We start from the raw sequence: 18,128 nt of genomic DNA on the forward strand, positions 1-18,128 counted from the left end.
GCGGCTCGCTGCCGCCTCGTTGACGCGACCTGAATATTTGGACGACAGTACAAATATGGTCCGTAAACCTGCCAGGTCCGGCATCAAGCCCGACGCCAAGGCCACCAGCACCCGCAAGCCGAACATGCGCGAGGCGATCCTCGCCGCGGCGGAGGAGTTGTTCTCGACCTACGGCTTCAACGCCGTCTCGGTGCGCGACATCGCGCAGGCCGCCGGCGCCAATCCCGGCAGCGTGACCTATCACTTCAAGACCAAAGACGGCCTGCTGCTGGAGATCTATCGGCGGCATTGCGGCCCGATGAACCGGCGGCGCTCTGAGCTGCTCGCGGAAGCGCGGCGGGTGCGCGATCTTCAAGACCGGCTGGAGGCGATCGTGCGCGCCTATGTGCTGCCGGCCTTCACCTCGGGCAGCGATCTCGCCGGCGGCGGAACGCGGTTCACGCGGTTGCGCGCGATCATGTCGGCCGAAGGCAATGAGGTGGTGCGCAAGATCATCGCGCAGACTTTCGACGACACCAGCCATGCCTTGATCGACGCGATCCATGAAAGCCTGCCGCATATCCCGCGCACCGATCTGGTCTGGCGCGGCCACTTCCTGCTCGGCGCGCTGTACTACACACTAGTGACGCCGGAGCGCGTCTCGCGGCTGTCGCGCGGCAGCGCCGACGGCACCAACGCCGGCCACGCTATCGAAGAACTGGTACGCGCGACGGTCGCCGCGCTGCAGGCTGCGCGGCTCGATCAACCAACGCCTGTGCCGCGGAAGACCGCAAGCGCGAATCCTGGGCGCGCGCTGACCTGACCCCGCGGAGTTCGTCGCCATGGAGAAACTTCGGCTGCGCACCGTGCTTGGCAATCACCCGCACGTCCAGGCGGTGACGCGCGGAGAATCCGCCGCGTTCCCTGCCGACGCGCAATGCGCTATTGCTCTGCGAACAGCTTCGGTTCTGGAGGCACTCCCATGAAGAATTCCGGCAAGGTCGTCGCCATCACCGGGGCGGCGCGCGGTATCGGCAAGGCCTGCGCGGCGCGCTTCCTGGCCGATGGCGCCAGGGTCGTCATCTCCGATGTCGACGCTGCGGGGCTCGTCCACGCCGCCCAGGAACTCGGACATGAGGATCGGTTGCGGGCGGTCGAGGCCGACGTCAGCAAGCGCGCCGACGTCGATCGCATCGTGGCCACCGCGGTGAAGGAGTTCGGCCGGCTCGACGTCATGGTCAACAACGCCGGCGTCGCGCGCAACCGCGACTTCCTCGACATCAGCGAGGCCGAGTTCGACGACGTGATGGGGATCAACCTCAAGGGCGCGTTCTTCGGCGTTCAGGCCGCAGCGCGCCAGATGATCGCGCAGGGCGGTGGCGGCGTCGTCGTCAACATGTCCTCGGTCAATGCGCTGCTCGCGATCCCCTCGCTTGCGACCTACGCGATGTCCAAGGGTGCGATGAAGCAGCTCACCTCGGTGGCCGCCGTCGCGCTGGCGCCGCACGGCATTCGGGTCGTGGCAGTCGGGCCCGGCACGATCCTGACCGAGATGGTGGCGACCGCGATCTTTTCGTCGGAGGACGCGCGGCGCAGCGTGCTGTCGCGCACCCCCGCGGGGCGCTGCGGCGAGCCGAGCGAAGTTGCCTCGGTGGTGTCGTTCCTCGCCAGCGACGACGCCTCCTACATCACCGGCCAGACCATCTATCCCGACGGCGGGCGGTTGATCCTCAACTACACGGTGCCGGTCAACGAGAAGAAGTAGCGCGCCGCCAAAATATCGAAAACAACCCCATGCACAGTAGCCGCGGGCGGCCTGTGTCGGGATGCCGGGCCTAATTTGCGGTATTATTTTACTTTTCAGAAACCTCGCGGCATCACCAACTGGATCGCCCGGTTAACCGGGCGATCCAGTAGGCCGCGGCATGCGCGGGTGATAACATCGGATGGCTACCGGCCCTTGAACTGCGGCTTGCGCTTTTCCATGAAGGCGTTGCGGCCTTCGCGGAAATCCGCGCTGTCCATGCAATCGATGCCGATCTGCTTGATCGCGGCCATGTCGCGATCGGCGGGATCCTTCAGCACCTGCGCGATGGTGATCTTGGCGGCCTTGATCGCCAGCGGCGCGTTGGCTGAAATGGTGCGCGCGATCTCCATGGTCGCGTCCCAGAGCTCAGCATCCGGCAGCACGCGGTCGACGAGGCCGATCCGCAGTGCTTCGGCGGAGTCGATCCGCATGCCGGTATACATGATCAGCCGCGCCCAGGACGGGCCGACCAGCGAGACCAGATGGCGCAGCCCGTCATACCCGTAAGCGATGCCGAGCTTGGCGGCGGGAATGCCGAACTGGCCGCTCGTGCCGGAGATGCGGATGTCGGTCAGCATCGCGACCTGCATGCCGCCACCGAGGCAGAAGCCGCGGATGCAGGCAATGGTCGGTTTCGGGTAGTCGGCCAACAGCGCGCGCTGGGCGGCGCTGCGCCGTGAATATTCCTCGGAAGCTGCCGCGTTGTGGCGGGTCTTCTCGAACTGGCTGATATCGGCGCCGGACACGAAGGCCTTGTCGCCGGCGCCGACCAGGATCACGACGCGGACGTCAGGATCGTCACGCAAGGCGGTCAGCGCTTCGCCAAGCCCCTCCCACATCTCCAGCGACATCGCATTGCGCTTGTCGGGGTTGTTGAAGGTGACGACGCCGACGCCGTCGACCACGTTTTGCAGGATCTTGCCGTCGGCGAGCGATTTGTCTGACATGTTGAGCCTATGAGTGGCCGGACTGATTTGAGCCGAGGCTAGCAGGCAGTTGCCAGCCGGGGGCAGGCGGTTTATGGCACGGCGCGATTGCATCGGCGCGCGGTAACTCTCCCGGTAGTTGCACGGCTCGCGAAATAAACTGCCGCGAAAGGGTTGCGCGATAGACTGTGCACTTTGTGCCAGTTTAACTGTTTCCTAGTGTTTCGACGGTACGACTGTACGCACCTGCGCGCCAGGACCGTTCCCCGACGCGCTGGGGTGCGTGCCGCAGCCTCCCGCTGCCATCGCGCCGGTAGCGGACGTCCCCCACCGGACCGGCAGGCAAGCCGGTCATCCCCGACCTCCGTGCACTCACATCGCCTCGGGCGAGGTTCAGTCGTGTCCGTCGAAAAGTTTCTCAAGCAACGCGCGGTCAGGATCACCGTCAACGGCAGCTACACGTTGCCGAATTGGTACGATGCGCAGGGCAAGCTGCGCACCTTCGCCTGCCGCACCACGCGCGTCTCGCCGTTCCGGATGATCGTGGACGTGCCTGTCGTCGGCAAGGTCGGCGACCGGCTGACGTCGTATTTCGAGGAGTTCGGCAAGTTCGAAGGCTGCATCACCGACACGATGAGCGGCAGCTTCCTGCTCGAGCTCGAGATGACGCATGCCAGGCGCGAGAAGTTCGCCGACAAGCTGACCTGGATCGAGAAGAAGCAGAAGGATCCGAGCGTCCGCGAGGCGCGCAACAATCCGCGCTTCGTTCCCGTCGCGCCGCATGCCATGCTGACGCTCGCGGACGGCACCATGCAGAGCTGCTTCATCATCGACATGTCGCTGTCGGGCGCGGCAGTGTCCTCCGAGGTGCAGCCGCCGATCGGCATGCCGCTGGCGATCGGCGCCTGCGTCGGGCGCGTCGTCCGGCATCTGCCGAACGGCTTCGCGATCAAGTTCGTCGAGACCTACAAGCAGAGCGAACTGGCCCGCTTGATCGCGCGGAAGTCCAAGGAGCTGCTGGTGGCCTCCGCCGACGCGGATCCGGTTGCCTAGGGCGAGTACTCACAAATCGGGTGCGTGCGTGCGGCAATAGCGAGGACGGAGATATCCTCCAAAGCAGACGTCACCGACGCCTAGGTGAATGTCCGCAAAGGGCCACAAGCTGACATTCGCGAACGAAAGTCAGTCGCTCCTTTTGGCTTCGGCAAGCCTGTGCGCCAAGGCTTCTGTTTCCTTGACCTTATGGCGAAATCTGATGACGTTAACCAGCCAACCGAGCAAATACATGATCAGTAAGGAGACGGGAGGCCCCAGAAATCTTGTCCATGGATGCTGATCCATCAGAGGATATACGTCTAGGATCCCAAAAGTGATTCCGGCTGGAAACCACGCGAGAGACGCCAAGAGAACGCGCCCCTTTGGATCAGACGTTAAATAGGCCAAGGTCAATATCAAGATTACGAAAACAATGTAGGCAGCACAAAGTTTGAGGCCGCCCTTGTTTAGCTTCATATTACTCCTCCCGGCTTTCGGGTCAGCGTAACATCATTCAGCTTTCAAGCGAATTGGGTCAGGTGGCAACTCTCAGCGACGTGAGGCACAGGGAGGCGAATGTCCGCTGCGGGTCAAAAGGCGACTTTCCTGTGGTCGGACCGCGAGTCCGCTTTTTTACGTCTCGAATGCAGACATGATCTAGGACTGCTCACCCTAGCCTGCGGCCAGCGCGTCCGTTTCGCGCGTTACGTCAACTGTTCCGGATCGTCGGCCGCGCGCATCCGCGCGACAAGGTCTTCCGTCGCTGCGCTACCTGCCGCCGCGATCGCGATCTCCCGGGCGAGATTGGTGCATTCGGCCCACAGCAGGAAAAACACCAGCGGCGGCCGTTCGCGCGCCTCCAGCAGCTGCCGGCAGCGCTCCGCCGCACCGTCGAGCGCCCACCACTGCCGGGCGACGACCATGACCTTGCGGAAACTTCGCAGCGTGCCGGAGAATTTTTGCGGATCGGCACCGACGATGGTGCCGCAATGGTTCAGCCAGTTCAGTGCCGCGTAGATCGCAATCCCGTAGTCCTCGATCGCGGTGCCCGTGAAATCGACGACGGTGTTGTCGTGCGCGCGCTGGCGCAGGAAGGCGTCGATCATCTCGGCCTGGCGCGATGGATCGGCCAGCAGCGCGGTGTCCTTCCGTGGCACCATCGGGAGATAGCGCATCGCTTCGAGCCGCGTGTGCTCCCAGATCGCCCTGGCATCGCCGAGCAGGTCGCCGGGCTTGCGCTTGCAGGCCGGATAGACCAGCACGCCGTTGTCGGAGAGATCGAGATAGCGCGGCACCACCTTGTCGAGCGCGGCGAGGAACGCCGAGGGATCGGTGAGGCCGCGCAAGTCGCTGGCGGCGTCCTCCGTCTGTGCAGGCTTGTTGCCGCGTGTCCAGCCGAAATTGGCCATCCCCGGACGCCCCGATCTCAACCCGGCCATCAGGTTAGATGGAAAATGCGGAGATGCAAATGCGGCATTTGCTGCGACGCCGCCGTGCGTGTCCGCCGTTGCCGGTTGACGCGGGAGACCGCCGCGCCTAGCTGATGGTTAATGGCGCGCAACGCAACTTGTTGTCGCTTACAGGACGTATCGCCATGACCGCTTCTGATCGACAATCGCATTGGCAGGCCGTCTATCTGACCAAGGGCGAGCAGCAGGTGAGCTGGTCGCAGGCCGATCCGCAACCATCGCTGCGTCTGATCGAACAGATCGCACCTCGCCGCGACGCGTCGATCATCGACATCGGCGGCGGGGCCTCGCGCCTCGTCGATGCGCTGCTGGCGAGGGACTTTCATGATCTGACCGTGCTCGATCTCTCGGAAGCTGCGCTGGCGAGCGCGCGGCAACGGATCGGCGCGGCCGGCGCGGCGGTGCGCTGGGTTGCCGACGATGCGGCGGCCTGGCAGCCGCAGCAGGCTTTCGACATCTGGCACGATCGTGCGGCGTTTCATTTCCTCGTCGCGGAGGGCGACCGCGCGGCCTATCTCGAAAGGCTGCATCGCGGCGTCAAGGCAGGCGGCCACGCCGTGATCGGCACCTTCGCGCTGGACGGTCCGGAAAAATGCAGCGGCCTGCCGGTGCAGCGCTATGATCCGGAAACACTCAGCCGGACCATCGGTCCGGCATTCGAATTGATCGCGCATGAGGCGCACCGGCACGTCACGCCCTGGGGCGCAACGCAGTCGTTCCAGTTCAGTGTGCTGCGGCGCAGGTGACCGGCCGCGGAAGGAGAGGCGAGATGACGGACGGGCCACGGGCGATCGGCGAGATCGCGAGCTATCACGCCCACGTCTATTACGATCCCGCGACCAGCCGGGGCGAGGCCGAACGGCTGCGCAACTGGATCGGCGAGCGTTTCCTGGTCACGCTCGGGCGCTGGCACGACGTCAAGGTCGGTCCGCACGATCAGGCGATGTATCAGGTGGCGTTTGCGGCCGAGCTGTTTGCCACCCTGGTGCCGTGGCTGATGCTGAACCACGGCAGCCTGAGCATCCTGGTCCATCCCAACACCACCAATCCGCGCCGCGATCATCGCGATGATCCGCTCTGGATCGGCACGCCGCTTGCCGTCCATGCCGACAAGCTGCCCGAAGAGGCCGACATGGAGCAGGCGCCGGCCCCGAACACGTCGCCGACATTGCGTCCCTGAGTACTAGAGCGGGATGACGTTAGCTTGAATCGGTTTGGCCTCGGGTTCGGTTTACCTCTCCCCGGCGGGGAGAGGTCGATTTGCGCAGCAAATCGGGTGAGGGGCCGTAACTCCAACGAGGGACCGTAACCCCTCACCCGGCGCTGCGCGCGGACCTCTCCCAAGGGAGAGGTGGACCTCCGATGCCGCTACAATTCAACCTAGTCTCGCTCATGCTTTGGCCCCGGCCGACACGATGGGTAAAGTTTGACGCAATTGCGGTACAGCCAAGTCGTTTCAAACTCATCGCGTTTTGCAACGTGAGGTTAAGCCGGCATTCCTAGGCTTATCCGGCATTTCAGGGTCGGGCGCATTGGGCATGTTCTTTTCGTTTCGAAGCTGGTCACTGTGGCGGGTGGTTGGGCCTCTGCTCGCCATCGTGCTGTTGCTGGGCGGTCTGTCGGCCGGCAGCCTGCAGGTGATGTCCGCGGTGCGCGCCTACGTAGCCGGCGAGAGCATGTGGTCGAAGGGCCAGAAGGACGCCATCTATTACCTTCAGACCTATGTCAGCACCGGCGCGCCGCTTTATCTGCAGAAGTTCGATGACGCGATCGCGGTGCCGCTGGCCGATCGCACGGCGCGGCGCGCGCTGGAAGCGCCCGGCAACAACGACGCCGTGGCGAGGAGCGGCTTCGCCAAAGCCGGCAATCATGATGACGATATCGGCGGCCTGATCTGGCTGTTCAAATATTTCCGCACGATGCATCACGTGGCCGGCGCGGTGACGGCCTGGCGCAACTCGGATGCGTTGCTGGATCAACTGATCGAAATCAGGAACGAGGCTGCTAACGACGTCGCACTGCATGATCCCTCGGCTGCGACCATCAAGCACTGGGCCGAGCGGATCGGTGCGGTCGACGCCGCGCTGAGCACGCTCGCCGTCGATTTCTCCGACCAGTTGGGGAAGGCGTCGCGTCAGGTCTCCGCGCTGCTGCTGCTGGTCAATCTCGTGATCGCGGCTTGCCTTGCCGGCATCGTGCTGTTCCACACGCGGCGGATGCTGTGGCGACGCTGGCTTGCCGAGACCGCGCTCGCCGTCGAGAAGGAGCGGGCCCAGCTCACGCTGGCCTCGATCGGCGACGCTGTCATCGTGACCACGCAGGACGATCGGGTCGGCTACATGAACGGCGCCGCAGAGCGGCTGATCGCGCCGGGGCAGGACGTGACCGGATGGCAGCTGTCATCGCTGTTCAACATTGCCGAGCAGCCGGTGCGGGGATCGTTCCAGAGCACCGATGCCGACGACGAGAGCCGGCCCCAGCAGCGGCTGCTGATGCGGCCGGACCATTCCAGCGTGCCGGTCTCGGTGGTCGAGACCCCGATCGTGCATGCCGGCGAACCGGCCGGCCGCGTCATGATCATTCACGACATGACCGCCGAGCGGCGGCTGGTCGAGGAACTGGCGTGGGCTGCATCTCATGACGCGCTCACCGGCCTTGCGAACCGGCGGCAATTCGAGTTCGAGCTGCACAAGACGATGTCGGGTTCGCCTGTCGTGGGCGCCGATCTGATGCTGATCGACCTCGACCAGTTCAAGATCGTCAACGACACCTGCGGCCACATGGCGGGTGACCGGCTGTTGAAGCAGGTGGCGAAGATGCTGGCCGCCGAGGTCGGCGACAGCGGGCTGGTTGCGCGTCTCGGCGGCGACGAGTTCGGCATTCTGCTGCGCGACGACGGCTCCGTCACGCACGACGCTGCGGCCGATGTCGCGGAGCGGATCAGGGCGGTGGTCGAGCAGTCGAGCTTCGTCCACGAAGGCTCGAGCTTCCGGATCAGCGCGAGCATCGGCCTGGTCGCGCTTTGCGACAGCGCCGGCGTGCAGGACGCGCTGCGGCTTGCCGACGTCGCCTGCTTCCTCGCCAAGGACAAGGGACGCAACCGCGTCCAGGAGCACCGTCCCACCGACACCGGCATGGCGGTGCGCGTCGCCGAGATGAGCTGGGTGAACCGCATCCGCAAGGGATTGGACGAGGGGCGCTTCTGCCTCTACGAGCAGGAGATCCGTCCGATCAACGCTGCGCTGAAGGGCAGCGAGCGGCGCGAATTGCTGCTGCGGCTGCGCGACGAGAGCGGCGCGCTGGTGCCGCCCGGCAGCTTCCTGCCCGCGGCCGAACGCTACGGGCTGATGCCGCTGATCGACCGCTGGGTGGTGCGCCGCGCCTTCGAGATCATCGCCGAGCGCAAGCACCACCCGCGCAAGGTGGCGAGCTACGCCATCAACCTCTCCGGCGCCACGATCGGCGACGGCGACTTCGTCGACTTCGTCGCCAGGCTGTTTGCGCAGCATGATTTTTCGCCGGCACTGGTGTGTTTCGAGATCACCGAAACCAGCGCGATCTCGAATCTCGACGAGGCGCAGGCATTCATCGCGCGGCTGCGCGAGATCGGCTGCAGCTTCTCGCTCGACGATTTCGGCACCGGCATGTCCTCGATCGCGTATCTGAAGCACCTGCCGGTCGACATCATCAAGATCGACGGCTCGTTCGTGAAGGAGATCCTGAACAGCAAGGTCGATCGCGCGATGGTCGAGATGATCACCAAGACCGCGAAGATCATGCAGAAGCAGGTGGTCGCCGAATTCGTCGAGAGCCTCGCGATCCTGGACGAGTTGCGCCTGATCGGGGTCGACTACGCCCAGGGTTACGCGATCGGCAAGCCGGTCCCGGTGCTCACCCTCCGGGAAGAAAAGATCGCCTGAGGTCGCCGAAATTGTCCCGAATCGGGACTTTTTCGACCATTCCAGCTCGCTCGGGGCTGATTCTCCGGCACTTTCCACCCGAAAAACGTTTAAAAAACCTGTCGTTGCCCGCTTCGTCTCGATTATGCCTTACTCTAATTCCCTGATATGATGAGTGATCGGTGAATCCCACGTGGGCCGGGTAACAGGCCCCAGAGCACCGAACTTGGGGATGATGGGTCAACGAACGACGAAAGCTGCCGCGCGTAAGTCGAACCGCGGCGTGTCTCTGGTGGGCAGCACGGCGTTCGCCGTGAGCGCGCTCGTCCTGTCGTCTGGCCTTGCCGCCTGGGTGGTCGGCATCGACCCTACCGCTTGGCTGCATGGACCGGCACTCGCCAATACCACCGCCTCGCTGAATTTCGACGACCGCTTCGGCTCGCGCTCCACGATCAATACGGCTTCGCTCTATTATCCCCTGCGCCGCGGGTTCCGTTCGAGCCGCGGCGATTTCGATTCCGAGTTCGGTCAGATCGAGGACGCGCTGGCCGGCCAGCTCCGTGAGACCCAGACCGAACAGCCCGCCAGCCAGCCGGCGACGGCATCCGTCGCGGCCACGACCACGACAGCGGCACCCGCCGTGCCGATGCCGCGATCGCGGCCGGCCGAAGCCAATCTGCTTGCGCGCAACGATCAGCCGCTGCCGCCGCAGGCGCCGGTGCAGCAGGGCGACAACCGGACGTTCCTGCAGAAGATCGCAGATATGATGCCGGGCAAGCTGCACCTGGCCTCGATCGATCCGAATGACGGCTTGTTGTCCGGCCCGAGCCCCGATCTCGGTGCGCTCGGTTACGACAGCACCACGGCGGTCTACGACATCACCGGCCGCATCGTCTACATGCCCGACGGCACCAAGTTCGAGGCGCATTCGGGGCTCGGCAATCTGCTCGACGATCCGTCGCATGTGACCGCCCGCAACGCCGGTGCGACACCGCCCGGCATCTACGAGATGAAGCCGCGCGAGAAGCTGTTCCACGGTGTGCCCGCGCTGCGCATGACCCCGGTCGATGGCAGCGATACGTTCGGGCGTGTCGGCCTGCTCGTGCACAGCTACATGCTCGGACCGAACGGCGACTCCAACGGCTGCATCTCGGTCAAGCACTACGACAAGTTCCTGCAGGCCTACCGCAGCGGCATGATCAAGCGCATCGCCGTCGTGGTCAGCATCAAGGACGTCAAGTCGGCCTCGACCCGCGCGGCGTCGAACTCGTAAGCCGCAGGCCGGCGCGGCCGGTTCATCGAACCCATCAAATCCTCAGTGAATCTCTTTGTTTCCGGCGCGAAAGCGTCGGGCGATGCGCTATTGGCGCGGCGGAACGCGGGCCGCCAAGAGCTCGTGTTTTCCGATACATGTATACGTAAAGGACAATAAACAGTATTATAGTACTTTAATTTGCTATGGATAGCCATATTATGTATACAGTCAGTATCTAGGTAGACTCCGGAGGGAGAACCGATGCCAAAACCCTTTCCGATGAACGCGTGGTACGCGGCCGGCTGGGACGCCGAGATCAAGCACGCGCTGCTGCCGCGGACGATCTGCGGCAGGCATGTCGTGATGTACCGCAAGGGCGACGGCGAGGTGGTGGCGCTGGAGGATGCCTGCTGGCATCGCCTCGTGCCGCTGTCCAAGGGCCGGCTCGACGGCGACACCGTGGTCTGCGGGTATCACGGCCTGAAATACAACGCGCAGGGCCGCTGCACCTTCATGCCCTCGCAGGAGACGATCAATCCGTCGGCCTGCGTGCGCGCCTATCCGGTCGTCGAGCGCCATCGCTTCATCTGGCTCTGGATGGGCGATCCTGTGCTGGCCGATCCGGCGCTGGTGCCCGACATGCACTGGAACCACGATCCTGCCTGGGCTGGCGACGGCAAGACCATTCACGTCAAATGCGACTACCGGCTCGTCGTCGACAATCTGATGGACCTGACCCACGAGACCTTCGTGCACGGCTCGAGCATCGGCAATGATGCGGTCGCCGAAGCGCCGTTCGACGTCACCCATGGCGAGAAGACCGTGACCGTCACGCGCTGGATGAAGGGCATCGAGGCGCCGCCGTTCTGGGCCAAGCAGCTGCAGAAGCCGGGCCCGGTCGATCGCTGGCAGATCATCCGCTTCGAGGCGCCGTGCACCGTCAATATCGACGTCGGCGTCGCGCCGGCCGGATCGGGCGCCCCGGAGGGCGATCGTTCGCAGGGCGTCAACGGCTATGTGCTCAACACCATCACGCCGGAGACCGAGAAGACCTGTCATTACTTCTGGGCCTTCGTCCGCAATCACCGCATCACCGAGCAGCGCCTCACCAGCGAAATCCGCGACGGCGTCGCCGGCATCTTCCATGAGGACGAGATCATCCTGGAAGCGCAACAGCGCGCGATGGACGAGAATCCGGACCGCGTGTTCTACAACCTCAACATCGATGCCGGCGCGATGTGGGCCCGGCGCGTCATCGACCGCATGGTGGCGAAGGAAAATCCGCCGCCGCAGCTGCAGGCGGCGGAGTAGGCAAGCCATGGCGGAGCGCGAAACCGATCGCTCAGTGTCGCAGACGGTGCGGGCGCAGCTCGCGCTGCGCGACCTGGTTCTTTCGGGCCGGCTGCGGCCGGGCGAGCGGATCTCGGAATTGCAGGCGGTCGAGATCACCGGAGTGTCGCGCACGCCGGTGCGGATGGCGCTGGTCCGGCTGGAGGAGGAGGGCCTGCTGGAGGCGATCCCGTCCGGCGGCTTCATGGTCAAGGCATTTTCCGAGCGCGACATTCTCGATTCGATCGAGCTGCGCGGTACGCTGGAAGGGCTTGCCGCGCGCTTTGCTGCCGAGCGCGGCGTGTCGTCGCGCGATCTCGAGCCGCTGAAGCAATGCCTCGACGAGATCGACGGCCTCGTGCGGCAGGACCCGATCTCGGTCGAAGCGTTCTCGTCCTATGTCGCGCTCAATGCGCGCTTCCACGCGCTGCTCACCGAGCTGTCGCGCAGTTCGCCGCTGGTCCGGCAGATCGACCGCGCCTCGGCGCTGCCGTTCGCCTCGCCGAGCGGTTTCGTGATGGCGCAATCGGCCCTACCCGAGGCGCGCCAGATCCTGCTGATCGCGCAGGACCATCATCGCGTGGTGGTCGACGCCATCGAGAACCGCGAGGGCGCGCGTGCCGAAGCGATCATGCGCGAGCATGCAAGGCTTGCGGCCCGCAATCTGCGGCTGGCGCTGCGCAACCGCACGCGCCTTGATCTGCTGCCGGCGCTGGCGCTGGTCACATCAGGCTGAACGGAGCGCGCGATGCGATTCATTGACACCTGGACGTCAGCCACGCTGCTTGCTGTGCGCGACCTTGTGCCCGGCATCCGCGAATTCCTGCTGCGGCCGGATAATTTCACCGGCGCGCCATATCCCGTCGGCAGCCACATCGACGTCGGCGTCACCATCGACGGCCAGCCGCAGACCCGGTCCTATTCGCTGGTCGGCGAAGTCGATCCGCAGGGTTTTCGGATCGCGGTGCGTCACGCAGCGGAGTCCCGCGGCGGCTCGCGCTACATGTGGTCGCTCGTGCCGGGGGCTCGGCTCAATATCACGCAGCCCGTCTCGCTGGTGCAGCTCGACTGGACGCGGAGGCATTTCTGCCTGATCGCGGGCGGCATCGGCATCACGCCGATCGTCGGCGCCGCACAGGCGCTGGTCCGCCGCGATGCCGGCGTGACCTTGCACTATGCCGTGCGCGCGCGCAGCGATGCGGCCTACCTCGATACGCTCGAGCGCCTGCTCGGCGAACGTCTCGTCGTCCATGCCGGCGATGAAGGCAGGCGGCTCGACCTCGCCGGTGTCTTCGCCGGCCTGCCGCAGGACACGATGACGTTGTTCTGCGGTCCGATGCGGATGCTGGATGCGGCGCGGCGGGCGTGGGAAGCGTCCGGCCGCCCGCCGACCGATCTGCGTTACGAGACCTTCGGATCGAGCGGGCTGCTGCCGACCGAGGCGTTCCGCGTGCGGCTCAGGGGTGAGGGCACCGAGTTCGTGATCCCGCGCGACCGCTCGATGCTGGACGTGCTGAGCGAAGCCGGCCATGAGGTGATGAGCGACTGCCGGCGCGGCGAATGCGGCGTCTGCGCGATCGATGTGGTCGCCGTCGACGGCGAGATCGACCATCGCGACGTCTTCTTCAGCGACCATCAGAAGCAGGAGAGCCGCAAGATCTGCGCGTGTGTCTCGCGTGCCCGCGGCACCATCACGGTGGATACCCTGCATCGCGCCGATGCGCTCTAACCTTACTGCGGAGCGACTCTCCACTGTCATTGCGAGGAGCGACGGCGACGAAGCAATCCATCCAGCCGCGTTTGCGGACAGCTGGATTGCTTCGCTTCGCTCGCAATGACGGCGGAGTTTTCTCACAGGCTCCCGGGATCAGCAGAAAAAGTGACACAATCCGACCGATGCGCTCGGACGCGGCGCTAGATCCGGTTTAGGCCGCGTGCACCGAGTGCTGCGGATTGCGATCGAGCAGCGCGGAGATCTCGCTGCCCGACATCGGCCGGCCGATCAAATAACCCTGCACCTCGTCGCAGCTGGTCTGGCGCAGATATTCGAGCTGATCGGCGGTCTCGACACCTTCGGCCACGACGCCGATCTGCAGGTCCTTCGCGAGGCCGATCACCGATTTGACGATCGCGGCGCAATCCGGCTGGGTCAGCATGTCCCGGATGAAGGATTGATCGATCTTGATGCGGCTGAACGGAAGCTTGCGCAGATAGGTCAGCGACGAGAAGCCGGTGCCGAAATCGTCGAGCGCGACAGTCAGCCCAAGCTCGAGCAACCCGTTCAGGATCGCGGGCGCCGATCCGTATTTCGAGATCAGCATCGATTCGGTGATCTCGATCTCCAGCCGGCTCGGCGCGACGTTGGCTTCGGAAAGCGCCTCCACGATGGTCTGCAGGATGCCGACATTCTGGAACTGGACCGCGGAAAAGTTCACCGCGATCCTGATGTCGTCAGGCCAGCGCGACAGCATTGCGCAGGCGCGGCGGATCACCCACTCGCCGAGCTGGTGGATCAGTCCGCTCTCCTCGGCGATCGGAATGAAGACGCTGGGCGGGATCAGGCCGCGGGTCGGATGCTGCCAGCGCAGCAATGCCTCGAAGCCGGTGACGCGGCCTTGGCGGATGTCGAGGAAAGGCTGGTAGACCAGAAACAGCTGGTCTTCCTCGATGGCCTGTTCCAGGTCGCGCTGCAGGGTGCGGCGTTCGCGCGCCGACTGGTTGTCGGAGGCCTCGAAGAAGCAGATCATGCCGGGGCCGGATTTCTTCGCCCGGAACAGCGCAATGTCGACATGCTTGAGCAGCTCGTGGGACGTGTTGCCGTCCCGCGGCGCGAGCACGATGCCGACGCTGATGGCGCTGGTGATCTCGTACCCGTCGATCGGGAACGGATCGGCGAGGGCCGCGACGAACCGCTCGGCGATCGCGAGCGCATCGTCGGGCCGGGTCAAATTGGACATGATCAGCGCGAACTCGTCGCCGCCGATCCGCGCGACATGCTCGGCCGCGCGCGTGCAGCGCTGCAACCGCGCCGCGACCTGCACCAGGAATTCGTCGCCGGCCGGATGGCCGTACCTGTCGTTGATCTCCTTGAAACGATCGAGATCGAGCAGCAGCACCGCGAATTCCTCGCCCGAGCGCTCCAGCCGGCTCAGCGCAGCATTGAGCGCCTCGTTGAAGGCGACGCGGTTCGGCAGATGCGTCAAGGGATCCTGCCGCACCGTCCGTTCGGCCTCGTGCTGGGCGATGATCCGCCGCCTGAACTCGAACGCATTGACGAACACGCCGCGCAGCAGCACCGAGCCGTAGACCAGGACGAGGATGGCCATCAGCAGGTAGATGAAGTCGCCGTCCCTGCCGAGGCAGATCGCGGTGCCGACGAAGATCGGCGCGGTGAAGGCGATCACGGCGATCGGGATGGTCGAGAAGGCGAAGGCGGCGCCGGCCAGCATGCCGGCGCAAAGGCACGTGATCACGAGTTGCGCGCCGCTCGATGCGTTCGCAAAGAAGGCGACCGGGACGACGCCCCAGGCGGCGCCGAGCGCAAATGCATTGCGCACCAGCCGGTACATAGTCCCGCGCGACACGAATTGCGGCTTGGCGATGCGGCGCGAGGCGCGCGCCTGCAGGCCGAAGAACAGTGCCGCGCCGCTCACGGCGGCGGCCCATACCAGCGCGAAGGCCCGATCCGGCGACTGCCACAGCGCAGCCGCCAGCACCAGCGCGTTGCAGGCGTTGGCCAGCATCATGCCGAAGGAATAGCCCAGCACGAGCGAAACCTGCTCGGCGCGGATGTGGCCGGCAAGCGCTTCGTCTGTCGGTGATGCGCCGAATGCCGCGAGGTCACCCGCGAACAAGGCCGCGAAATATGATCTGAGATCGATACGCATCTCACTACATTGCCTGCGCGTCACCACGTCGCTTGCGTGGTTTGACCATGCGCAGGGACCAAGAATTCTCTGCAAACCTTTGACAAACTGTGAATTATTGGAACGGACCGTGCCATGTCTGGCTCACGATCTTGTTCCACCGGCAGGCATCGCGCACAAATCGAAGAAATGCGTGATGTGGCGTCACGGCGGGCCGTGACGGGTGTCACGGACCGGCAGATATGACCCAGCGCCACGCTGCTCGATCGCCCGCCGGTTTTCGGCGATGAGTCGGGTTCCGCGACCGGCAGAACCAGAAGCTGCACAGAGCTCGCCGACCACCGATCACGATCCCGGGTTCCGGATCGCGCGGGCCAGCTACGTCGTCTGTCCCTGATCTCACGGCAAGTCGGCAATTCCACGAAAACGCGATCTGCCCGATCCCCCGACCGCGGAGGAGGACGATGCGTTCTATTGGCGCATCAGGCGAGGGTACCGAGATCACGCCAGACGTTCGTCGTTCCCGGCGGCGCCCGTCACTTCTTGATGTCGGCCGCGACCAGCACGCGATGGCCCTGCAGCAGCTCCTGCAAGGCCTGTAGGGCAGCGACGCCGCATTGGGTGTCCTGCTCGCCGTTGCCGCCGCTCAGCCCGATGCCGCCGACGACCTCGTCGTCGACCACGATCGGAAAGCCCCCGACGAACACGGCGAATTTTCCGTCGAAACTCCACTGGATGCCGAACGCCTCGTTGCCGGGCAGGGCAGGTCCGTTCGGCGGCTGGTTGAACAGATGGGTGGAGCGCTTGTGTCCGGCCGCCGTGAACGCCTTGTTCCAGGCGATCTGCGGGCCCGTGATCCGCGCGCCGTCCATCCGCTCCAGCGCCAGCGGATAGCCGCCCTCGTCGGTCACGCAGACCGTTTCCGCAACGCCCATCTCGGCGGATTTGCGGATCGCGGCCGCGATCATGTGGCGGGCTTCGGCAAGTTCGAGTTTGAATGACTGTCTCATCGCGATCTTTCGGAATTGGAGTAGGTGGTCGATCGCGGCTCAGGTGCCGCGATAGACGGTCTTGATCTGGGTGTAGAATTCGAGGCCGGTGCGGCCGGACTCGCGGAAGGTCGAGGTGCTCGATCGCTTCAATCCGCCGAACGGCGCGTTGATCAGATTGCCCGTCGTGGTGCGGTTGATCTTCACCGTGCCGGACTGGATGTCGCTGGCGAAATCATGCATCGCGCGCGGGTTGCGGGTCACGATCGCGGCCGACAATCCATATTCGCTGGCATTGGCCATGGCGATCGCATCAGTGTAGCTGTCGACCTCGATGATCGCGATCACCGGGCCGAAGATTTCCTCGCGTGCGATCGTCATGTCCTGGGTCACGTCGGTGAAGATCGCAGGGGAGACGAAGTATCCGCCGTCATAGGGAGCTCCGGTGAGCCGGTCGCCGCCGTACAGATGCGTGGCCTCCTTCTTCCCGATCGCAACGTAGCGCAGCACGGTGTCGAGCTGCCTCGCCGTCGCCAGCGGTCCCATCTCTATTCCGCCGGTGAGGCCGCTGCCGATCTTGATCGCCTTCACTTTGGCGAGCAGCTTCGCGGTGAACTCGGCGCGCACCTGCTTCATGACCAGCACGCGGCTGGTGCCGGTGCAGGCCTGGCCGGCCAGCGACAGGCCGCCCTTGACGGTCAGATCGACCGCCAGATCGAGGTCGGCGTCGTCCATCACAATCAGCGGGTTCTTGCCGCCGAGCTCCATCTGCGTGCGGGTCGTGAAGCTGACCGCGCGGCAAATCTGCTCGCCGGCCGACGTCGAGCCGGTGAAGGAGATCGCGCGAATGACCGGCGGCTCGGTGATCGCAGGCCCGATCTCGCCGGCCTTGCCGGTAATGAAGTTGAGCACGCCGCTCGGCAGGCCCGCGGCGATCAGCGCCTCCGCCAGGCGATAGCCGCTGAGCGGTGCATCGGACGACGGCTTGAACACCACCGTGTTGCCGGTGATGAGGGCCGGTGCGATCTTGCGCGCCGGGATCGAGATCGGAAAATTCCAGGGCGTGATCACCGATACGACGCCGAGCGGCTCGCGCAAGGTGTAGACCGTCATGTCCTGATCGTCGTTCGGAAACACCTCGCCGGTCAGCGACTGTCCCTCGACGGCATAGAATCGCAGGGTCTGGGCCGAGCGCAGCACCTCGTCGCGCGCGAGACCGAGCGATTTGCCCATTTCCCGCGTCATCTCGCGGGCGATCTGATCGGCGCGCGCCTCGAGATGATCGGCGGCCCGGTTCAGGATGGCGGCGCGTTTCGTGATCGGCGTCCGCCGCCACCCCGCGAAAGCGGCGGCCGCGGCATCGACGGCCGCCTGCGCATCGGCGGCGGTCGAGTCCTGGAAACGTCCGACCAGGTCGCTGGTGTCGGCGGGATTGATGTTCGCGAACGATCTGCCGGAGGCGCTCGCGATCCGCTCGCCGGCGATCAGGTTCGGAAATTGCTCGATCCCGGCGCCGCCCTCCGCTGAAGGGTGCGCGTTGCGTATCGTCGTTTCAGCTATCGTCACAAGATTCT

Annotated in this window: 16 protein-coding genes; 10 read left to right on the forward strand and 6 right to left on the reverse strand. The window is 64.9% G+C overall.

The window, feature by feature from the left end; all coding sequences use genetic code 11:
- The first annotated feature begins 55 nt into the window (after positions 1-55).
- Both AKN83_RS13775 and AKN83_RS13780 read left to right on the forward strand, forming a co-directional pair.
- The gene (locus AKN83_RS13775) at positions 56-802 is read left to right on the forward strand and encodes a TetR/AcrR family transcriptional regulator (RefSeq protein ID WP_050401672.1); all 747 of its coding nucleotides are present in this window, start codon (positions 56-58) and stop codon (positions 800-802) included.
- Positions 803-961: 159 nt separating this feature from the next.
- Positions 962-1,744 (forward strand): SDR family NAD(P)-dependent oxidoreductase, encoded by a 783-nt coding sequence (locus AKN83_RS13780; protein ID WP_050401673.1) that lies wholly within the window; start codon positions 962-964, stop codon positions 1,742-1,744.
- A gap of 185 nt (positions 1,745-1,929) precedes the next feature.
- On the opposite strand, the gene AKN83_RS13785 is transcribed toward AKN83_RS13780, so the two are convergent.
- Complete coding sequence (locus AKN83_RS13785) at positions 1,930-2,733, reverse strand: enoyl-CoA hydratase (RefSeq protein ID WP_050401674.1); 804 nt, start codon at positions 2,731-2,733, stop codon at positions 1,930-1,932.
- 378 nt (positions 2,734-3,111) lie between these two features.
- On the opposite strand from AKN83_RS13785, the gene AKN83_RS13790 reads away from it, so the two are divergent.
- Entirely contained in the window at positions 3,112-3,765 is a 654-nt protein-coding gene (locus tag AKN83_RS13790; RefSeq protein ID WP_050401675.1) for a PilZ domain-containing protein, read from the forward strand.
- Positions 3,766-3,894: 129 nt separating this feature from the next.
- On the opposite strand, the gene AKN83_RS13795 is transcribed toward AKN83_RS13790, so the two are convergent.
- Together AKN83_RS13795 and AKN83_RS13800 are read right to left on the reverse strand one after the other, a co-directional pair.
- Positions 3,895-4,224 carry a hypothetical protein gene (locus AKN83_RS13795; protein WP_050401676.1) on the reverse strand — a complete coding sequence of 110 codons (330 nt, stop codon included), beginning with the start codon at positions 4,222-4,224 and terminating at the stop codon, positions 3,895-3,897.
- 227 nt (positions 4,225-4,451) lie between these two features.
- Positions 4,452-5,156: a hypothetical protein gene (locus AKN83_RS13800; RefSeq protein WP_050401677.1), complete on the reverse strand. Its 705-nt coding sequence runs from the start codon at positions 5,154-5,156 to the stop codon at positions 4,452-4,454.
- Positions 5,157-5,341: 185 nt separating this feature from the next.
- Here AKN83_RS13800 and AKN83_RS13805 point away from each other — a divergent pair, with 185 nt between their 5' ends.
- The 7 genes from AKN83_RS13805 to AKN83_RS13835 all read left to right on the forward strand — a co-directional run bounded on the left by AKN83_RS13805 (position 5,342) and on the right by AKN83_RS13835 (position 13,428).
- Positions 5,342-5,962: a class I SAM-dependent methyltransferase gene (locus AKN83_RS13805; protein ID WP_050401678.1), complete on the forward strand. Its 621-nt coding sequence runs from the start codon at positions 5,342-5,344 to the stop codon at positions 5,960-5,962.
- A 23-nt stretch (positions 5,963-5,985) separates the two neighbouring features.
- Positions 5,986-6,396, forward strand: a complete 411-nt coding sequence (locus AKN83_RS13810) for a DOPA 4,5-dioxygenase family protein (RefSeq protein WP_050401679.1) — start codon at positions 5,986-5,988, stop codon at positions 6,394-6,396.
- A 358-nt stretch (positions 6,397-6,754) separates the two neighbouring features.
- A complete protein-coding gene (locus tag AKN83_RS13815) occupies positions 6,755-9,136 on the forward strand; it encodes a putative bifunctional diguanylate cyclase/phosphodiesterase (protein ID WP_050401680.1) in 2,382 nt (793 codons plus the stop codon).
- 292 nt (positions 9,137-9,428) lie between these two features.
- Positions 9,429-10,388 (forward strand): DUF2778 domain-containing protein, encoded by a 960-nt coding sequence (locus tag AKN83_RS13820; RefSeq protein ID WP_244521971.1) that lies wholly within the window; start codon positions 9,429-9,431, stop codon positions 10,386-10,388.
- Between the two features lie 243 nt (positions 10,389-10,631).
- The gene (locus tag AKN83_RS13825; protein WP_063695320.1) at positions 10,632-11,681 is read left to right on the forward strand and encodes an aromatic ring-hydroxylating dioxygenase subunit alpha; all 1,050 of its coding nucleotides are present in this window, start codon (positions 10,632-10,634) and stop codon (positions 11,679-11,681) included.
- Positions 11,682-11,688: 7 nt separating this feature from the next.
- A complete protein-coding gene (locus AKN83_RS13830) occupies positions 11,689-12,435 on the forward strand; it encodes a GntR family transcriptional regulator (RefSeq protein WP_050401682.1) in 747 nt (248 codons plus the stop codon).
- Between the two features lie 12 nt (positions 12,436-12,447).
- Entirely contained in the window at positions 12,448-13,428 is a 981-nt protein-coding gene (locus AKN83_RS13835; protein WP_050401683.1) for a PDR/VanB family oxidoreductase, read from the forward strand.
- Between the two features lie 196 nt (positions 13,429-13,624).
- Here the strand turns inward: AKN83_RS13835 and AKN83_RS13840 are convergent, their stop codons facing one another.
- The 3 genes from AKN83_RS13840 to AKN83_RS13850 all read right to left on the reverse strand — a co-directional run bounded on the left by AKN83_RS13840 (position 13,625) and on the right by AKN83_RS13850 (position 18,120).
- Complete coding sequence (locus tag AKN83_RS13840; protein ID WP_050401684.1) at positions 13,625-15,586, reverse strand: putative bifunctional diguanylate cyclase/phosphodiesterase; 1,962 nt, start codon at positions 15,584-15,586, stop codon at positions 13,625-13,627.
- A gap of 515 nt (positions 15,587-16,101) precedes the next feature.
- Positions 16,102-16,575: a GlcG/HbpS family heme-binding protein gene (locus tag AKN83_RS13845; RefSeq protein WP_050401685.1), complete on the reverse strand. Its 474-nt coding sequence runs from the start codon at positions 16,573-16,575 to the stop codon at positions 16,102-16,104.
- A 39-nt stretch (positions 16,576-16,614) separates the two neighbouring features.
- Complete coding sequence (locus AKN83_RS13850) at positions 16,615-18,120, reverse strand: aldehyde dehydrogenase family protein (RefSeq protein WP_206600785.1); 1,506 nt, start codon at positions 18,118-18,120, stop codon at positions 16,615-16,617.
- Positions 18,121-18,128: the final 8 nt, after the last annotated feature.

The sequence above is a fragment of the Bradyrhizobium embrapense genome, from assembly GCF_001189235.2.
In the GTDB taxonomy this organism is placed as follows: Bacteria; Pseudomonadota; Alphaproteobacteria; order Rhizobiales; family Xanthobacteraceae; genus Bradyrhizobium; species Bradyrhizobium embrapense.

Coding starts and splice junctions, on each gene's coding strand:
- AKN83_RS13825 (WP_063695320.1), top strand. CDS start 10,632: ATGCCAAAACCCTTTCCGATGAACGCGTGGTACGCGGCCGGCTGGGAC.
- AKN83_RS13805 (WP_050401678.1), top strand. CDS start 5,342: ATGACCGCTTCTGATCGACAATCGCATTGGCAGGCCGTCTATCTGACC.
- AKN83_RS13815 (WP_050401680.1), top strand. CDS start 6,755: ATGTTCTTTTCGTTTCGAAGCTGGTCACTGTGGCGGGTGGTTGGGCCT.
- AKN83_RS13810 (WP_050401679.1), top strand. CDS start 5,986: ATGACGGACGGGCCACGGGCGATCGGCGAGATCGCGAGCTATCACGCC.
- AKN83_RS13830 (WP_050401682.1), top strand. CDS start 11,689: ATGGCGGAGCGCGAAACCGATCGCTCAGTGTCGCAGACGGTGCGGGCG.
- AKN83_RS13800 (WP_050401677.1), bottom strand. CDS start 5,156: ATGGCCAATTTCGGCTGGACACGCGGCAACAAGCCTGCACAGACGGAG.
- AKN83_RS13835 (WP_050401683.1), top strand. CDS start 12,448: ATGCGATTCATTGACACCTGGACGTCAGCCACGCTGCTTGCTGTGCGC.
- AKN83_RS13845 (WP_050401685.1), bottom strand. CDS start 16,575: ATGAGACAGTCATTCAAACTCGAACTTGCCGAAGCCCGCCACATGATC.
- AKN83_RS13785 (WP_050401674.1), bottom strand. CDS start 2,733: ATGTCAGACAAATCGCTCGCCGACGGCAAGATCCTGCAAAACGTGGTC.
- AKN83_RS13780 (WP_050401673.1), top strand. CDS start 962: ATGAAGAATTCCGGCAAGGTCGTCGCCATCACCGGGGCGGCGCGCGGT.
- AKN83_RS13775 (WP_050401672.1), top strand. CDS start 56: ATGGTCCGTAAACCTGCCAGGTCCGGCATCAAGCCCGACGCCAAGGCC.
- AKN83_RS13795 (WP_050401676.1), bottom strand. CDS start 4,224: ATGAAGCTAAACAAGGGCGGCCTCAAACTTTGTGCTGCCTACATTGTT.
- AKN83_RS13840 (WP_050401684.1), bottom strand. CDS start 15,586: ATGCGTATCGATCTCAGATCATATTTCGCGGCCTTGTTCGCGGGTGAC.